Origin of the sequence: Rhizobium sp. LCM 4573, assembly GCF_001854865.1 — a bacterium.
GTDB lineage: Bacteria > Pseudomonadota > Alphaproteobacteria > Rhizobiales > Rhizobiaceae > Neorhizobium.
This window is the reverse complement of record NZ_MDDW01000001.1, coordinates 917505-932263: the sequence shown is the minus strand read 5'-3', so window position 1 is coordinate 932263 and position 14759 is coordinate 917505. Positions and strand designations below refer to the sequence as shown.

General features: G+C 62.4%; 14 protein-coding genes and 1 pseudogene. 11 read left to right on the top strand and 4 right to left on the bottom strand.

Annotated features, from left to right (window positions below):
* The first annotated feature begins 156 nt into the window (after window positions 1-156).
* From LCM4573_RS04670 to LCM4573_RS04660, 3 genes are read left to right on the top strand one after another with little or no spacing between them, the layout of a single operon-like run.
* Window positions 157-1236: an ABC transporter permease gene (locus tag LCM4573_RS04670; protein ID WP_071004902.1), complete on the top strand. Its 1080-nt coding sequence runs from the start codon at window positions 157-159 to the stop codon at window positions 1234-1236.
* The gene (locus LCM4573_RS04665; protein WP_071004900.1) at window positions 1236-2030 is read left to right on the top strand and encodes an ATP-binding cassette domain-containing protein; all 795 of its coding nucleotides are present in this window, start codon (window positions 1236-1238) and stop codon (window positions 2028-2030) included. Before LCM4573_RS04670 ends, LCM4573_RS04665 begins: the two co-directional genes overlap by 1 nt.
* Window positions 2027-2656: a nucleoside triphosphate hydrolase gene (locus LCM4573_RS04660; RefSeq protein WP_071004898.1), complete on the top strand. Its 630-nt coding sequence runs from the start codon at window positions 2027-2029 to the stop codon at window positions 2654-2656. Before LCM4573_RS04665 ends, LCM4573_RS04660 begins: the two co-directional genes overlap by 4 nt.
* A 9-nt stretch (window positions 2657-2665) precedes the next feature.
* On the opposite strand, the gene LCM4573_RS04655 is transcribed toward LCM4573_RS04660, so the two are convergent.
* Complete coding sequence (locus LCM4573_RS04655) at window positions 2666-2887, bottom strand: hypothetical protein (RefSeq protein WP_071004897.1); 222 nt, start codon at window positions 2885-2887, stop codon at window positions 2666-2668.
* 122 nt (window positions 2888-3009) lie between these two features.
* Between LCM4573_RS04655 and LCM4573_RS04650 the strand changes: the two genes are divergently transcribed.
* Together LCM4573_RS04650 and LCM4573_RS04645 are read left to right on the top strand one after the other, a co-directional pair.
* The gene (locus LCM4573_RS04650) at window positions 3010-3345 is read left to right on the top strand and encodes a hypothetical protein (RefSeq protein ID WP_071004896.1); all 336 of its coding nucleotides are present in this window, start codon (window positions 3010-3012) and stop codon (window positions 3343-3345) included.
* A gap of 71 nt (window positions 3346-3416) precedes the next feature.
* Complete coding sequence (locus tag LCM4573_RS04645; RefSeq protein WP_071004894.1) at window positions 3417-3749, top strand: four-helix bundle copper-binding protein; 333 nt, start codon at window positions 3417-3419, stop codon at window positions 3747-3749.
* Between the two features lie 18 nt (window positions 3750-3767).
* Here LCM4573_RS04645 and LCM4573_RS04640 read toward each other — a convergent pair whose 3' ends face one another.
* The 3 genes from LCM4573_RS04640 to LCM4573_RS04630 form a co-directional block, all read right to left on the bottom strand.
* Window positions 3768-5744, bottom strand: coding sequence for a protein-L-isoaspartate(D-aspartate) O-methyltransferase (locus LCM4573_RS04640; protein WP_071004892.1), 1977 nt, complete (start codon window positions 5742-5744; stop codon window positions 3768-3770).
* Window positions 5745-5847: 103 nt separating this feature from the next.
* Window positions 5848-6879, bottom strand: coding sequence for a Gfo/Idh/MocA family protein (locus LCM4573_RS04635; RefSeq protein ID WP_071004891.1), 1032 nt, complete (start codon window positions 6877-6879; stop codon window positions 5848-5850).
* Complete coding sequence (locus LCM4573_RS04630; protein WP_071004889.1) at window positions 6876-7862, bottom strand: zinc-binding dehydrogenase; 987 nt, start codon at window positions 7860-7862, stop codon at window positions 6876-6878. Before LCM4573_RS04630 ends, LCM4573_RS04635 begins: the two co-directional genes overlap by 4 nt.
* A 219-nt stretch (window positions 7863-8081) precedes the next feature.
* Between LCM4573_RS04630 and LCM4573_RS04625 the strand changes: the two genes are divergently transcribed.
* The 6 genes and pseudogenes from LCM4573_RS04625 to LCM4573_RS04600 all read left to right on the top strand — a co-directional run bounded on the left by LCM4573_RS04625 (window position 8082) and on the right by LCM4573_RS04600 (window position 14751).
* Window positions 8082-9191 (top strand): NAD(P)-dependent oxidoreductase, encoded by a 1110-nt coding sequence (locus LCM4573_RS04625; RefSeq protein WP_083347303.1) that lies wholly within the window; start codon window positions 8082-8084, stop codon window positions 9189-9191.
* A gap of 53 nt (window positions 9192-9244) precedes the next feature.
* Window positions 9245-10312: pseudogene (locus LCM4573_RS04620) on the top strand (SDR family NAD(P)-dependent oxidoreductase); the annotation flags it as partial.
* A 38-nt stretch (window positions 10313-10350) separates the two neighbouring features.
* Complete coding sequence (locus tag LCM4573_RS04615; RefSeq protein ID WP_071005185.1) at window positions 10351-11424, top strand: glycosyltransferase family 4 protein; 1074 nt, start codon at window positions 10351-10353, stop codon at window positions 11422-11424.
* A 2-nt stretch (window positions 11425-11426) separates the two neighbouring features.
* Window positions 11427-12557 carry a glycosyltransferase gene (locus LCM4573_RS04610; protein ID WP_071004882.1) on the top strand — a complete coding sequence of 377 codons (1131 nt, stop codon included), beginning with the start codon at window positions 11427-11429 and terminating at the stop codon, window positions 12555-12557.
* Complete coding sequence (locus tag LCM4573_RS04605) at window positions 12554-13645, top strand: glycosyltransferase (protein ID WP_071004880.1); 1092 nt, start codon at window positions 12554-12556, stop codon at window positions 13643-13645. Before LCM4573_RS04610 ends, LCM4573_RS04605 begins: the two co-directional genes overlap by 4 nt.
* Window positions 13642-14751, top strand: coding sequence for a glycosyltransferase (locus tag LCM4573_RS04600; RefSeq protein ID WP_071004879.1), 1110 nt, complete (start codon window positions 13642-13644; stop codon window positions 14749-14751). Before LCM4573_RS04605 ends, LCM4573_RS04600 begins: the two co-directional genes overlap by 4 nt.
* Window positions 14752-14759 lie beyond the last annotated feature (8 nt).

Below are 14759 nucleotides of genomic sequence, written 5' to 3'. Positions count from 1 at the left end.
TGCCCGGCTGACACTCGCGCGGGGGCGCCTCGGCATCCCCGCGGCTTTCACCGATTTTTGACAGCGCGCCGAAGAAGGCGCAGCATAAGCCCGTCCCGCCAAGGGTTTCGTCTTGGCCGGATTACCGTGGGAGCGGGCTTGAGGCGGAGGAAACCCATGAGCGACCCAACGGCGGCCGCGCCGCATCACGATTACGAAAAGGTCCTGAAGGACAGTTCCACCGAGATCGCGTCATTCGATGGAAATGACCGCTCGGCGGTCCAAAAGTTCCGGCATTTCCTGCATACGAGCCCTTCGGCCGTATCGCTCATCGTGCTCATCATCTCGCTTCTGATCTTCGGATCGCTGCTCGGCACCAAGTTCTTTTCGGCCTTTTCGCTGACGCTGATCCTTCAGCAGGTGGCGATTACCGGTATCGTCGGAGCCGCGCAGACACTCGTCATCATGACGGCCGGCATCGATCTTTCGGTAGGCGCCATGATGGTGCTGTCGTCGGTGGTGATGGGCCAGTTCGTATTCCGTTACGGTCTGCCGCCGGAGATCGCCATTCTCTGCGGTTTCGGCGTCGGCGCGCTCTGCGGCTATATCAACGGGGTTCTGGTGGCGCGTATGAAGCTGCCGCCCTTCATCGTGACGCTCGGCATGTGGCAGATTGTGCTTGCGACCAACTTCCTCTATTCCGCCAATGAAACCATCCGGGCGCAGGATATCGAGACGACGGCGCCGATCCTGCAGTTCTTCGGCAGCACGTTTCGGATCGGCGGAGCAGTCTTTACCTATGGCGTGATCGCCATGGTTCTGCTGGTGGCATTGCTCTGGTACGTGCTGAACCATACGCCGTGGGGCCGGCATCTCTATGCGGTTGGCGACGATCCGGATGCGGCGGAGCTTTCCGGCGTGAACGTCAAGCGCATGCTCATCTCGGTCTACACCCTGTCGGGTCTCATCTGCGCGCTCGCAGGCTGGGCTCTCATCGGCCGCATCGGTTCTGTTTCCCCGACGGCCGGACAGTTCGCCAATATCGAATCCATTACGGCGGTGGTGATCGGCGGCATTTCCCTCTTCGGCGGAAGAGGCTCCGTCCTCGGCATGATGTTCGGTGCGCTGATCGTCGGCGTGTTCTCTCTGGGCCTGCGCCTTCTCGGCACGGATGTGCAGTGGACCTACCTCCTCATCGGCGTCCTCATCATCGTCGCCGTTGCAGTGGACCAGTGGATCAGAAAGGCGTCTGTCTGATGGCTCAGGAACAGAACAGAGAACCCATCCTCTCCGCTCGCGGGTTGGTAAAGCGTTACGGCCGCGTCACCGCCCTCGACCATGCCGATTTCGATCTCTATCCGGGAGAAATTCTGGCCGTTATCGGCGACAACGGCGCGGGAAAGTCCTCGCTCATCAAGGCGATTTCCGGCGCGATCCGTCCCGACGAGGGCGAGATCCGTATGGAGGGCAAGGAGGTGCATTTCTCCTCGCCCATGGAAGCTCGTGAGGCCGGCATCGAAACCGTCTACCAGAACCTCGCCCTTTCGCCGGCGCTTTCGATCGCCGACAACATGTTCCTGGGGCGCGAGATCCGCAAACCGGGCTTCATGGGCAAGGTCTTCCGCAAGCTCGACCATGGCGCGATGGAGAAATTCGCCCGAGCCAAGCTCTCGGAACTCGGACTGATGACCATTCAGAACATCAACCAGGCGGTGGAAACGCTTTCCGGCGGCCAGCGCCAAGGTGTGGCGGTCGCGCGTGCCGCGGCTTTCGGCTCCAAGGTCATCATTCTGGATGAGCCGACCGCGGCGCTCGGCGTGAAGGAAAGCCGTCGTGTGCTGGAGCTGATCTCGGATGTACGGCAGCGGGGCATTCCGATCGTGCTCATCTCCCACAATATGCCGCATGTCTTCGAGGTGGCAGACCGCATCCATATCCATCGCCTCGGCAAGCGGCTCACCGTCATCAATCCGAAGGATTACACGATGTCGGACGCTGTGGCCCTGATGACGGGTGCAAAGGCGGTAACCCCGGAAGCCGTGCCTGCATGAACGGACGCCTGGACGAGATCGCGGATGCCCTCATCGGCCGGGCCGGCGACGCGCGCCGTTTCCTGATCGCCATTGCCGGACCGCCAGGGGCGGGAAAGTCGACCTTCGCGGATAAGCTCGTCCAGGCTCTCCAAGAAAAGGGCGAGCTTGCGGAAGTCCTCCCGATGGACGGTTTCCATATGGATGACGCCGTCCTGAAGGAAAAGGGTCTGCTTTCGCGCAAAGGGGCGCCGGAAACTTTCGACGTCCGCGGTTTCATCGATATTATCAAGGCGGTACGGCAGGCGGAGGAAGAAGTGCTGGTTCCGGTTTTCGACCGGAGCCGCGAACTTGCCGTGGCGGCGGCGCGTGTCGTTTCTCCGGAGCATCGTTTCATCGTCGTGGAGGGGAACTATCTCCTCCTGAAAGAGGGGCGCTGGGCAATGCTCGCGGCTCTCTTTGACTATACGATCATGCTCACGCCGCCCGTCGAGGTGCTGGAGCAACGGCTCATTGACCGCTGGCGGCATTTCGGGCTTGCCGAGGATGCGGTCGAGAGCAAGGTTTCGGGCAATGATCTTCCCAATGGTCATCTGATCCTTGCGGGATCGCATACGGCCGACCTTACGCTTGCCGGAGCCGAGTGACGTTACCGATTACTCGGAGCCCTTTTGGGAGGCCTCGATCCGCTCTTGCACCTCCCGCTTCAGCTTTTTGCGGGGGCTCTCCGTCAACTTCTCCTTCGTCCGTTCGATCTGCCGGTCGCCGGCTTCGATCGGACTGCCTGAATCGTCCGGAATGCCGGGACCGCTTTGGGCGATCGATGCGGATTTCGGGCGGTCGTTAAGGCCGGTCGTGATCTTGCTGTTGCCGGGCATGGCGGCACCTCCTTTGGTCTCTCACCGTCAAGACCGGAACCGGCGCCCTAACCGATGGTTCCCGTTCTTTCGGCGGAACAGTCCTTCCCTGCAAAGGTTGGGACCGGTGAAGGAGGCAAAGAATGTTCAGGCAGAGAGATCGGTTTCGGATTGCCGCTGCGGCCTTGCTGATTGCGGTTTCGGGCCTTTTCGCGGCGCAATCCGGCTTTGCGGAGGAAAGAAGGCCGGCGAACGGAGACTGCGCCGCACCGCCCGATAGCCGGCCTCAAGACCGCTCCCAGCGCAATGGCCGAAATCTGTCGCAGAAGCTCGACCGCTGCAATGGTGAGTTGAAGGCGCCTGACGTCGGCGACAGCGATCTCGTGGAGCCTGCGCCTTCAATCGGAAATACACCCGTCATAAGGCCTGATGACCTGCCGCCCCATCGCAACCCTTCCAGCAATCCTGGCGGGCGATAAGCCTCTTCCTGGAACTTACGGGTTCCGGCTCGGTTCGGCCGTTTTTACCGCTGAGGATCAAGGAGGCCGCCATGGCTCATATAGACGCTGGCATGAGGGAGTGTATCGACAATTGCCTGAACTGCTACAGCATCTGCGTGTCCACGGCGATGAAGCATTGCCTGGAGGCGGGCGGCGAGCATACCGAGCCGGCGCATTTTCGCCTGATGATGGCTTGTGCCGAAATCTGCCGGACCTCCGCCCATTTCATGCTGATTGGCACGCCGCATCACAAGCATACCTGCCGGGAATGCGCCGAGATCTGTGCCGAGTGCGCGGATGACTGTGAGCGGATAGGCGAGATGCAGGAGTGCGTCGATGCCTGCCRCAAATGCGCGGAAAGCTGCCGCCGCATGGCAACCTGACCGGCTGCCATGCTCTTCTCACAGGCCGAAGGGATAGGTCTCCGGCTGTCCTTCGCGGGGATGTTCCGGTCCGAGCGGGGTGACCGGAGTGGTTTTATCGAACCAGACGAAAGCATCGAACTGCCTGGCGAGCGAAGCATACATATAGTGGCTCAGCCGCTCCGTTTCAGGGCGGTAGATCACGCCGATGAAGCGTTCCAGCAGCGGCTCCTCGAGACGCTGCCGGAGCGTCGCATCTCTTTCGAAATCCAGCAGAAACCGCTCCTCGCCCGCCTGATGAAACAGCTCCTCGAAACTGTCGCGCATCGCCGGGCGAATGGTCTTGATCTCCATGTCCCCGTCCCAATCCGTCGCTGCGGCAACCTCGCCCTCATGCGTGCCGAAGCCGATCAGGGCAGCCTCGTCGCCGAAACGCTCGCGGCAGAGCTGGCCGATGTTCACCTCTTCGCGCGCGTTGCCCATGTCGGTGTGGCGGGCGTCTCCGATATGGGAATTATGCGCCCAGACGACGGCCTTCGCCTCTGCGCCACGCGCGTCAAGCACATGTTCCAGCGTCTCGAACATATGCGTATCCCGCAGGTTCCAGGACTCGGCCCCGCCGTAATACATGATGCGATAATAGCGTTCCGCGGAAGCGACCAGCCTGGCGTTCTGAGCGGCATCCAGCAGGTCGTCTCCGTCCCTGGAGGCGCGGTCGAGCTGACGCCCGAGCATCTCGCGGCATTGGGCGATCACCGCCTCTTCGCATCTGCCGTAGCCTTCGGTCAGCACCGCGCGTCCATAGGTCGAAGGCTCGTTCTGCCACGGTGTAAGGCAGCCGTAGCGCTCCCGGGCGATCTTCGCCGCTTCCGGATCGGTCCGGTCGAGATAGGCAAGAACGGCGGAAATCGAGGCACTCATATTGTAGATGTCGAGGCCGTAAAAACCCGCCCGGCGCTCCGGATCGGCAATCGAAAGATTGTGTTCGCGCATCCAGCCGATGAAATCCGCCATTTCACGGTTACGCCACATCCAGGTGGGGAAACGCTGGAAAGGCGGTTCCATCGGCCTCCCGCCCGGACGATCCCGGACATAGCGGTCGATCGCGCTCGCATCCGGCCAGTCGGCTTCGACGGCGACGATGGTGAAACCATGTTTTTCGACAAGGCGGCGGGTGATCGCGGCACGGGCGCGGTAGAATTCCGAGGTGCCGTGGCTCGCCTCGCCCAGCAGAACGACCCGCCGGTTGCCGTAGCGGTCGAACAATCGGCCGAAAGCGGGATCATCGAAATCCGGCAATGTTTCGGCCACCTCGGCTATCCGCAGCGGCAGAGTAGGGGCACGCGCCGGCCTCAACCGTCCGAAGCGATCATCCCTCCAGCCCTGTTCGCCGATGAGCGGCACGAAGCGCACGCCGCCGAAGTCCTCTTCCTCGAAGGTTGTCGCGCTCATGCGGGTGATCCGGACGAGCCGCTGTTCTCCAGCCGAGYCGATCGGGATGATCAGGCGTCCACCGATCTCGAGCTGTTCCTTGAGGGCTTGCGGGGCCGACGGCCCGCCTGCGGCGACCAGGATCGCATCGAATGGGGCGGTTTCCGGCCAGCCTTTGGTGCCGTCGCCTATCCGGACGACGATATTGTCGAAACCGAGCTGGTTGAAACGGCGCCTGGCCTCTTCGCCAAGGCTGGCATATCGCTCGATCGTATAGACCTGCTCGGCGATCCGGCTCATGACCGCGGCTGCGTAGCCGGAACCGGTGCCGACGTCGAGCACGGTATCTCCGGGAGCGATCTCGGCCATCTCGATCATCAGCGCGACGATATAGGGCTGGGAAATGGTCTGGCCTTCGCCGATCGCCAGCGGCGAATCCTCATAGGCGAATTCCTCAAAGCCGGGGTCCACGAAGACTTCCCGCGGAACCTCGCGCATGGCACTGAGCACATGCGTATCCTTCAAGCCACGTCCGGCAAGGTGGACGTCGACCATCCGGTTTCGTGCATAGGAGAGGTCCAGCATGATGTCAGCCTCGGCTTGGACAAGAAGCCGCTTTCAGCTCTGCTAACTTTTTGCGGGAAGATAGGTTTCAGCGGAAGCTGATCTTCCTCGACAGGCCGCCTGCCTACCCGGTCGAGCGATAGATGCGGTCGAGCACATCGGCGACATCCACCAGCTTTTCGCAGGCTGCATCATAGGTCTCGCCTGCGGCCAAGCGCATCGCCCATTCGGAGGCGGCCCGGCCGCCCCAGGCATCCGGCGGTCCGCTCAATAATTCCGTGGAGGTGCCTTGGTACCGCTCAGCCTTGAAATCGTAGAACGAGCCGTTGACGTTCCGCATCGCGGCGCCGCCATTCGTTCCGAAGAAGCTCGCGCCGATGACGGCCTCCCGGCCCGCTTGCAATCTCCAGGAGCAGGCGATCCGCACGATTGCGCCGCCTTCGAGCACCAGCGTGGCGATGGCGAAGTCCTCGACCTGATCGCCGTCTGCCGGCAGGGGATTTCCGCCGCTCATCAAATGGCTTTGAACATGGGTCACCTTCGGAAAGTCGAGCGACCAGAGCGCCATATCTACGAGATGCACACCGAGATCCATCACGCAGCCGCCGCCGGAAAGTGCCTTGTCATAGAACCACGGCTTGTCGGGTCCGTAAGCATTGTGAAAGGTCAGGTCCGCCGCGAAAATCTTGCCAATCTCACCGGATCGGATCAGGCCGCGGATTTTCCGCATGGCTTCCGTCTGGCGATAGGATAGGTCCACCGCGAGCAGCCGGTCGGCGGCGCGGGCCGCTTCCACGACCGATCGAACTTCTTCCGCGGTGCGGCCTAGCGGTTTCTGACAGAAGACGGAGATGCCGTTTCGCAATGCGCGGATAGACTGTTCCGCGTGCTGGGCACTCGGGGTTGCGATTACGATACCGTCCAGTTCATGGGCGAGCAATTCATCGAGGCCGGAGGCAAGCTCGGCTGCCGGGGCGAGTTCTCGCGCTTCCGCCGCCATTTCGGGGGAAGGATCAGCGATCACCACGGCCTCCGCTGCGCCGGTATTGAGGATCGCCTTCATCCGATGACGGCCGATCCAGCCGACTCCGAGAAAGCCCAGCCTCACTGGTCTGGCAGGGGAAAGCAGATTTCGGTCCGGAAGCGCTTGGTTCATGGATAGATCACCAAAGCCTTGAGGAAACCTTCGGGGTGATCGCGCGTGGCGTTTAGCGCCTTGTCCAGTTCTTCCAGCCGATAGCGATGCGTATAGAGCGGCAGCGGATCAAGCCTGCCTTCCACCACGGCGTCGACGGCTTCCCGGATGCCCTGTATATAAACTCTCGGGTCCCGCTCGTGGGCGTTGACGACATCCAGGCCCCGCCAATTCCAGAGCTGCATGTTCACCTGTCGCGGTCCATCCTGATGATAGCCGGCGATGATAAGTCTGCCGCGTTCGCGGGTCAGCTCGGCGGCGAGATCGAGCGGCCATTGCTTACCGGTGGCCTCGATCACCCGGTCGCAGCAATCTCCGCCGGTGAGTTGCTTTACCTTCTCGATGATCTCCCAATGATCCTTCATCTCGATCGCATCCGCAGCGCCCATGGCCTTCGCCAGCTCGAGTGAGAAGCGACGCCGCGAAATGGCGATCACGTGTGCTCCCGTCCTTGACGAAAGCTGCGTCAGCAGGGCGCCCAGAAAGCCGATGCCGATGATCGCCACCGTCTGCCCGGCGGAGATTTCGGCGCGGCGGACGATGTTCATGGCACAGCCGAGCGGTTCTCCGGGAAACGGTTTGCCGGCGAGCTCTCTGGGCAGCTTGACGACCGCATCGGCCGGCGCGATATCGTATCCGGCATAGGCGTGATAGCTCAATGCGGCGACACGATCCCCCACATCAAGCCCTTCAACTCCTTCACCGATCGCGTCGATCGCTCCCCAGCCCTCATGGCCGAGGCCACCGGGCTCCGTCGGGAAGCGCATCCACTCAGGTCCGGCCCAGGGAGCGAGGTTGGATGCGCAGACGCCGCACCCTTCGAGCTTCACGCGCACCTCGCCGAAGCTTGGCTCCGGGACAGGAACGTGCCGCACCTCCAGTCGGCCGGGGCCGGTGACTACGGCGGCCGGCATCATCCGCACCTTTGTCATGACGCTGTTCATCCTCGCCCTTTCCGGTTTTGTTCAACCGCAATCTCGTGAAGGGATTAATGGCGAAAGCCCGGTTGGGTTCCCGGCAAGGAAGACATTGAAGTTGATGTCAAAGATGAACCTGCGGCTAGCCCCTTCGCACACAAGGGAAATTGGCCGGAACATTTTGGCTGAAGCTTAGTTCCGCCCTCGTCAGCATCATCATCATCCCTCAAACGACAGGTGAGCCCAGTGCCTCAGAAAGTGCTCGTTACCGGAGGATGCGGCTTTATTGGCCGCTATGTCACAGAGGAAATGCGCAGTGGCGGCTATTCGATCCGCATCCTTGACGCGATGATCGATCAGGTCCACGGCGATGGCTCGGCCACAGTACCCGAAGGTGTCGAATTCCTGCGCGGCGATGTCTGTGACAAAGGAGTTGTGACCGAGGCTTTGCAGGATGTCGACGCCGTCATCCATCTCGCCGCGGAAGTGGGCGTGGGGCAATCCATGTACGAGATCGCCCGTTACGTCGGCTGCAATGATTTAGGCACGGCTGTCCTGCTCGAATCCATGATCGGCATGCCGGTGAAACGCGTCGTCGTCGCCTCGTCGATGAGCGTCTATGGCGAAGGCCTATACAAGACCGCCGACGGTCAGCGGCTGGGGCAGATCCGGCGCAGGGCGTCGCTTGTCAAAGCGGGCGAATGGGAGCCGCTTGGTCCGAACGGCGAGGCGCTCACGCCGGTGCCGACGGATGAGGAAAAGCCGGTCGATCTCGCTTCCATCTACGCGCTTACGAAATACGCTCAGGAGAAGCAGGTGCTGATCTACGGCGAAGCCTATGGCGTCGAGGCGGTTGCCCTCAGATTGTTCAACGTCTTCGGGGCGGGCCAGGCGCTCTCCAATCCCTATACGGGGGTGCTCGCGAATTTCGCCTCGCGGCTAGCCAACGGCCAATCGCCGATGATCTTCGAAGACGGCAGGCAGAGGCGCGATTTCGTGCATGTGAAGGATGTCGCCCGGGCTTTCCGCCTTGCGCTTGAAAAGCCGAATGCGGCAGGCCACGTCATTAATATCGCGAGCGGCCAATCCTATACGGTCGCCGATGTCGCCCTGCTGCTGGCACAGGCGATGGGTGTGCCGGGGATCACGCCCGACATCATGCACAAGGCGCGCTCCGGCGATATCCGCAACTGCTTCGCCGACATCTCCAAGGCGCGCGAACTCCTGGGTTTCGAGCCTCTATACAGGCTGGAAAATTCGCTCGGCGAGTTCGCCGAATGGGTTCGCGGCGCCGTCGCTGTCGATCGCGGCGCGGAAATGAAACGGCAACTGGAAGAGCGGGGACTTGTGTCATGAGCGCATCCGGTTCCGCATCCCGCAAGGCGGCAAGGAAGCCGTCAGGCCCAATCCGGAGTATGGCTCCGATCGTCGTGACGGGCGGCAGCGGCTTCATCGGAACCAATCTCGCGGAAAGCTTTCTCGCCGAAGGCGAAGAGGTTGTTATCCTCGACAATCTCAGCCGGCCGGGAGTGGAGCAGAACCTCGCCTGGCTCAAGAAGCGGCACGGAGACCGGGTGCATCCGGTGCTGGCCGACGTGCGCGATTCAGGCGCCATCGAAGGGGTCTTTGCCGACGCCAAGGCGATCTTCCATTTTGCGGCCCAGACGGCTGTGACGACCAGCCTTGCCGATCCGATCGCCGATTTCGAGGCGAATGCCCGCGGCACCATCAATGTGCTGGAGGCGGTGCGCAGGGCCGGCAGAAAGGCGCCGGTGATCTTCGCAAGCACCAACAAGGTCTACGGCGCGCTTGAAGACGTCGGGATGCTGGAGCTGGCAGACCGCTATATTCCCGCCAGCGAGGACGTGCGTGAGCACGGTATCGGGGAAGACCGGCCGCTCGACTTCTGCACGCCCTATGGATGCTCCAAGGGTGTCGCCGACCAATACGTGCTCGATTATGCCAAATCCTTCGGTATTCCGACCGCCGTGCTTCGGATGAGCTGCATCTACGGACCGCGCCAGTTCGGGACCGAGGACCAGGGATGGGTTGCGCATTTCCTCATTCGCGCGCTCGCCGGTGAGCCGGTCTCCATCTACGGCAACGGAAAGCAGGTGCGCGACATCCTGCACGTAGACGATGCAGTCGCGGCTTATCGCACCGTCCTTGCAGCGATCGACCGGGTGAGCGGGCAGGTGTTCAATCTCGGCGGCGGTGCCGGCAATGCGGTCARCATTCTCTCCGTATTGCGCGAGATCGAGAAACTCACCGGCCGGYCGCTCGAAACCTCCTTCAGCGAATGGCGCGCGGGTGACCAGTACTTTTTCGTGGCCGATACCCGCAAGCTGGAAAGCCGTCTCGGATGGCAGGCACGGGTGCGTTGGCGGTCCGGCCTTCGGCATCTGGCCGAATGGCTGGTCGAGCATCGCTTCGGCGGCGCGCCGATCCTCGACGAACGACGGAGGGTGACGGCATGAACGGAACAAAGAACAAGATTGGTGTCCACCGCGTGCTGATGAGCCTGGATGCGGTCGGCGGGGTATGGCGTTATGCCATGGATCTGGCCGCCGCGTTGACGGCAAGGGGTATGGAGGTCGTCTTTGCCGGTTTCGGTCCACCGCCATCCGGTGACCAAGGGAAGGAAGCCGAAGCGATCGGCAAGCTCGTCTGGCTTCAGACGCCGCTCGATTGGATGGTGCGCGGCGAGGCTGCCGTCGAGGCCGTGCCGCGGCTGATAGCCGACCTCGTGGCGAAGGAGAATATCGATCTCGTCCATCTCAATCTTCCTTCCCAGGCGGCGGGGCTCCGCGTGCCGGTGCCGGTGGTGGTGGTTTCCCATTCCTGCGTCGTGACCTGGTTTGCGGGCGTGCGCGGTACGGCGGTTCCGGAGGACTGGCGCTGGCAGTATCGCCTCAACCGGGAAGGCTTCGACAGGGCGGATGCGGTGCTGGCACCCAGCCACAGCCATGCGCTGATGCTGGAAGAGGCCTATGGCCCGATCTCCAGCCTGCATGTGGTTCATAATGCCAGCAGCCTGGAAAACCTGCCGGGTCCCAAACGGGATTTCGTTCTTGCGGTCGGTCGCTGGTGGGACGAGGGCAAGAACGGCGCGGTCCTCGACCAGGCCGCGCGCACCATCGACTGGCCGGTGGTCATGGCCGGCTCGAATATCGGCCCCAACGGGCAATATCTGGAACTTGGCAACGTCGATCATCGGGGCGAACTCTCCCATCGCCGGGCCATGGTGCTGATGCGGCAGGCGGCGATCCTCGTTTCGCCATCGATCTACGAACCGTTTGGCCTCGCGCCTCTGGAAGCGGCGCGTGCAGGCGCCGCCCTCGTGCTTTCCGATATCCCGGTCTATCGGGAGCTGTGGGATGGCTGCGCGCTCTTTGCCGATCCGCGCGACCCACAGGCATTTGCCGATGCCGTCAATGGATTGGCGAAGAATACCGATCATCGGGCCGCGCTCGCGGTGAAGGCCTATGAACGATCGAATGCCTTCACCGTCGAGGCGCAGGCGGCTGTCGTGAAGAGCATCTACGAGCACCTTTTTCGGCGCAACCACACCCTGACGGCCGCGGAGTGACCATGAAGTTCGTCTTCTACACCCATTCGCTCGTTTCGGACTGGAACCATGGCAACGCACATTTCCTTCGCGGCGTAATGCGGGATCTCATTCGGCGCGGGCATCAGGCCCTTGCGCTCGAACCTGAAGGGGCCTGGAGCCGCGAAAACCTCCTGCGCCAACAGGGGCCGGCCGCGCTGCGGACATTCGGCGAGACCTTTCCCGCACTCAAGTCACGGGTCTATGGCGATAGCTTCGGCCACGAGGCCGCGATCGAAGATGCCGATGTGGTCGTGGTGCATGAATGGACCGAGCCGGCACTGGTGGCGAGGCTCGGCCGCGCCCGCAGGAATGGCGGCCGCTTCACGCTCCTCTTCCACGATACCCATCATCGTGCGGTCTCGGCCGAGAAGGATATCGCCGGCCTCGACCTCAGCGACTACGACGGCGTTCTCGCTTTCGGCGAAACCCTGCGCCAGCGTTATCTGCGGGCCGGCTGGGGCAGGGCGGTGTTCACCTGGCACGAGGCGGCGGACGACGTGTTATTCAGGCCGATGCCGGAGGTGGAAAAGGCGAGCGACCTGATCTGGATCGGGAATTGGGGYGATGACGAACGGTCCGCCGAGATCGCCGAGTTCCTTGTGCGGCCGACCAGGAGACTCGGGCTCAAGACCACGGTTCGCGGCGTGCGGTATCCCAAGCCGGCGCTTGCCGCGCTCAAGGACGCCGGCATTTCCTATGGCGGTTGGATCGCCAATGCGGAAGTTCCGCTTGCCTTCGCCCGGCACAGGGCGACGATCCATATCCCTCGGCGCCCCTATGTGCGGAACCTGCCGGGCATTCCGACCATCCGCGTTTTCGAGGCGCTTGCCTGCGGCATTCCGCTGATTTCGGCTCCTTGGGACGATGCCGAGCATCTCTTCCGTCCCGGCATGGATTATCTTCTCGCCCGCAGCGGAGGGGAGATGGAAAGGTTGCTGAACGAGATCCTTTCCGACCCCGATCTTGCAAAGGACCTTGCCGCATCCGGGCTCGAGACCGTTCGGGCGCGGCATACCTGCCGCCATCGCATCGATGAGCTGTTCGCCATCCTGGGAGAAGTCGGCACGGCTCGCGTCATGCAGAAACTGAAGCCAAGGGAGGCCGCCGAATGAAGATCGCCTTTTACGGATCGAGCCTTGTTTCCGCCTACTGGAACGGTGCCGCAACCTATTATCGCGGGCTGCTTCGTGCGCTGGCCGAAAAGGGATACGACATCACCTTCTACGAGCCGGATGTCTACGATCGACAGAAGAACCGCGATATCGACCCGCCTGATTGGTGCAAGGTCGTGGTCTATGAGGGCACGGTGGACGCGCTGAAGCGCGTGGCAGCGGAGGCAAGGCGAACCGATGTCGTCGTCAAGGCGAGCGGCGTGGGCTTCGAGGACGATCTCTTACTCGCGCAGGTGTTATCCGCTRCACAGCCCGATGCGTTGAAGATATTCTGGGACGTGGATGCGCCGGCCACACTTGCCGRACTCCGCGCAAATCCCGATCATCCGCTGCGCCTGGCGCTTGCAGATGTCGATCTTGTGCTCACCTATGGCGGCGGCGAGCCGGTGGTGGATGCCTACCGCACGGTCGGGGCGGCGGATTGCATTCCCATTTATAATGCGCTCGATCCCGAGACCCATCACCCGGTGCCGGAGGACCGGCGTTTTGCCGCCGATCTCGGTTTTCTCGGCAATCGGCTGCCGGACCGCGAGGCGCGCGTCGAGCATTTCTTCCTCGAACCCTCTTCCCGGCTGCAGGGGCAGACTTTCCTGCTCGGTGGCTCCGGCTGGCAGGACAAGTCCATGCCGCCGAACGTGAACTATATCGGGCATGTCTCCACCCGCGATCACAACGCCTTCAACGTCACGCCCAAGGCAGTGCTCAATATCTCCCGCGCGAGCATGGCGGAAACCGGCTTTTCGCCGGCAACCCGTGTCTTCGAGGCCGCCGGGGCAGGCGCCTGCCTCGTCACCGATCATTGGGAAGGAATTGATCTCTTCCTGAAGCCGGACGAGGAGGTGCTGGTCGCTCGCGACGGAAAGGACGTTGCCGATCTTCTCGCCGGCCTCAGCCGGGAGCGGGCGAAGGCGATCGGAGAACGGGCGCTCGCCCGCGTGCTTGCCCAGCACACCTATGCCCATCGCGCCGAGAAGGTGAATGCGATCTTCCGCGCCCATGCCGCCGCCAGAGGGGAGGCCGCCGCATGACGAAGCCGCTCGACATCGTCTTCCTCGGGCTGACGCTCTCTTCCTCCTGGGGAAATGGTCATGCCACCACATTCAGGGCATTGATCCGTGGCCTCGAGGCGGAGGGACATTCCGTGCTGTTTCTGGAGCGGGACGTGCCCTGGTATGCGAACCAGCGCGACCTGCCTGATCCGGACTTCTGCCAACTCGCCTATTATTCCGATATCGATGAGGTGGTTCGCCGCTATTCCGACCGCATCCGGTCTGCCGATGCGGTCATCATCGGCTCCTATGTGCCGGCCGGTATCGCRCTGATCGACAAGGTGACAGCGCTTCGGCCGAGGCGGCTCTGCTTTTACGATATCGATACGCCGGTCACGCTCGCCAAGCTCGACCGCGGCGATGAGGATTATCTGGCACTCAGGCAGGTGCCGCTCTTCGATGTCTATTTCTCTTTTTCGGGCGGCGAGGTGCTGGCGCGGCTCGAAAGGGAATATGGTGCTCGCAATGCGGCGGCGCTCTATTGCTCCGTCGATGCCGATCGGTACGGAAATACCGGCGAGGCCTTTCAATGGGATCTCGGTTATCTCGGCACCTATAGTCCGGATCGTCAGCCGTCGCTCGAACGCTTGTTGATCGAGCCGGCGCGCCGGCTGCCGCAGATGCGCTTCGTGGTGGCTGGCCCGAAATATCCAAGAGAGATCGATTGGCCGGAGAATGTCGAGCGGATCGAGCATTTGCCGCCGGCAGAGCATCCCTCTTTCTACAGCCGTCAACGTTTCACCCTCAACGTCACCCGATCCGACATGATCGCGGCGGGCTGGTCGCCGAGTGTGCGGCTGTTCGAAGCTGCAGCCTGCGGAACGCCGATCATCAGCGATTTCTGGCGCGGGCTGGATGACCTTCTGCCGGACGGCGAGGCGCTGGTGATCGCACGGCGGAGCGAGGACGTAATCGAGGCTCTGACACGGATCGATGAAGACCGCCGCAAGGCTATCGCCGCGGCGRCTGAGGCGCGCGTGATCGGCGGTCATACCGGCCTAGCCCGCGCCCGCGAGCTCGTCACCGCCCTTGAGACCATCGGGGAGCGGGCGCCAATCGCCACACAGGAACGGATTTCAGCTTGAAGCTCAAG

Excerpts from the sequence above, each read along its gene's own strand:
- LCM4573_RS04670 (WP_071004902.1), top strand. The coding sequence starts at position 157 with ATGAGCGACCCAACGGCGGCCGCGCCGCATCACGATTACGAAAAGGTC.
- LCM4573_RS04665 (WP_071004900.1), top strand. The coding sequence starts at position 1,236 with ATGGCTCAGGAACAGAACAGAGAACCCATCCTCTCCGCTCGCGGGTTG.
- LCM4573_RS04660 (WP_071004898.1), top strand. The coding sequence starts at position 2,027 with ATGAACGGACGCCTGGACGAGATCGCGGATGCCCTCATCGGCCGGGCC.
- LCM4573_RS04655 (WP_071004897.1), bottom strand. The coding sequence starts at position 2,887 with ATGCCCGGCAACAGCAAGATCACGACCGGCCTTAACGACCGCCCGAAA.
- LCM4573_RS04650 (WP_071004896.1), top strand. The coding sequence starts at position 3,010 with ATGTTCAGGCAGAGAGATCGGTTTCGGATTGCCGCTGCGGCCTTGCTG.
- LCM4573_RS04635 (WP_071004891.1), bottom strand. The coding sequence starts at position 6,879 with ATGAACCAAGCGCTTCCGGACCGAAATCTGCTTTCCCCTGCCAGACCA.
- LCM4573_RS04630 (WP_071004889.1), bottom strand. The coding sequence starts at position 7,862 with ATGAACAGCGTCATGACAAAGGTGCGGATGATGCCGGCCGCCGTAGTC.
- LCM4573_RS04615 (WP_071005185.1), top strand. The coding sequence starts at position 10,351 with ATGAGCCTGGATGCGGTCGGCGGGGTATGGCGTTATGCCATGGATCTG.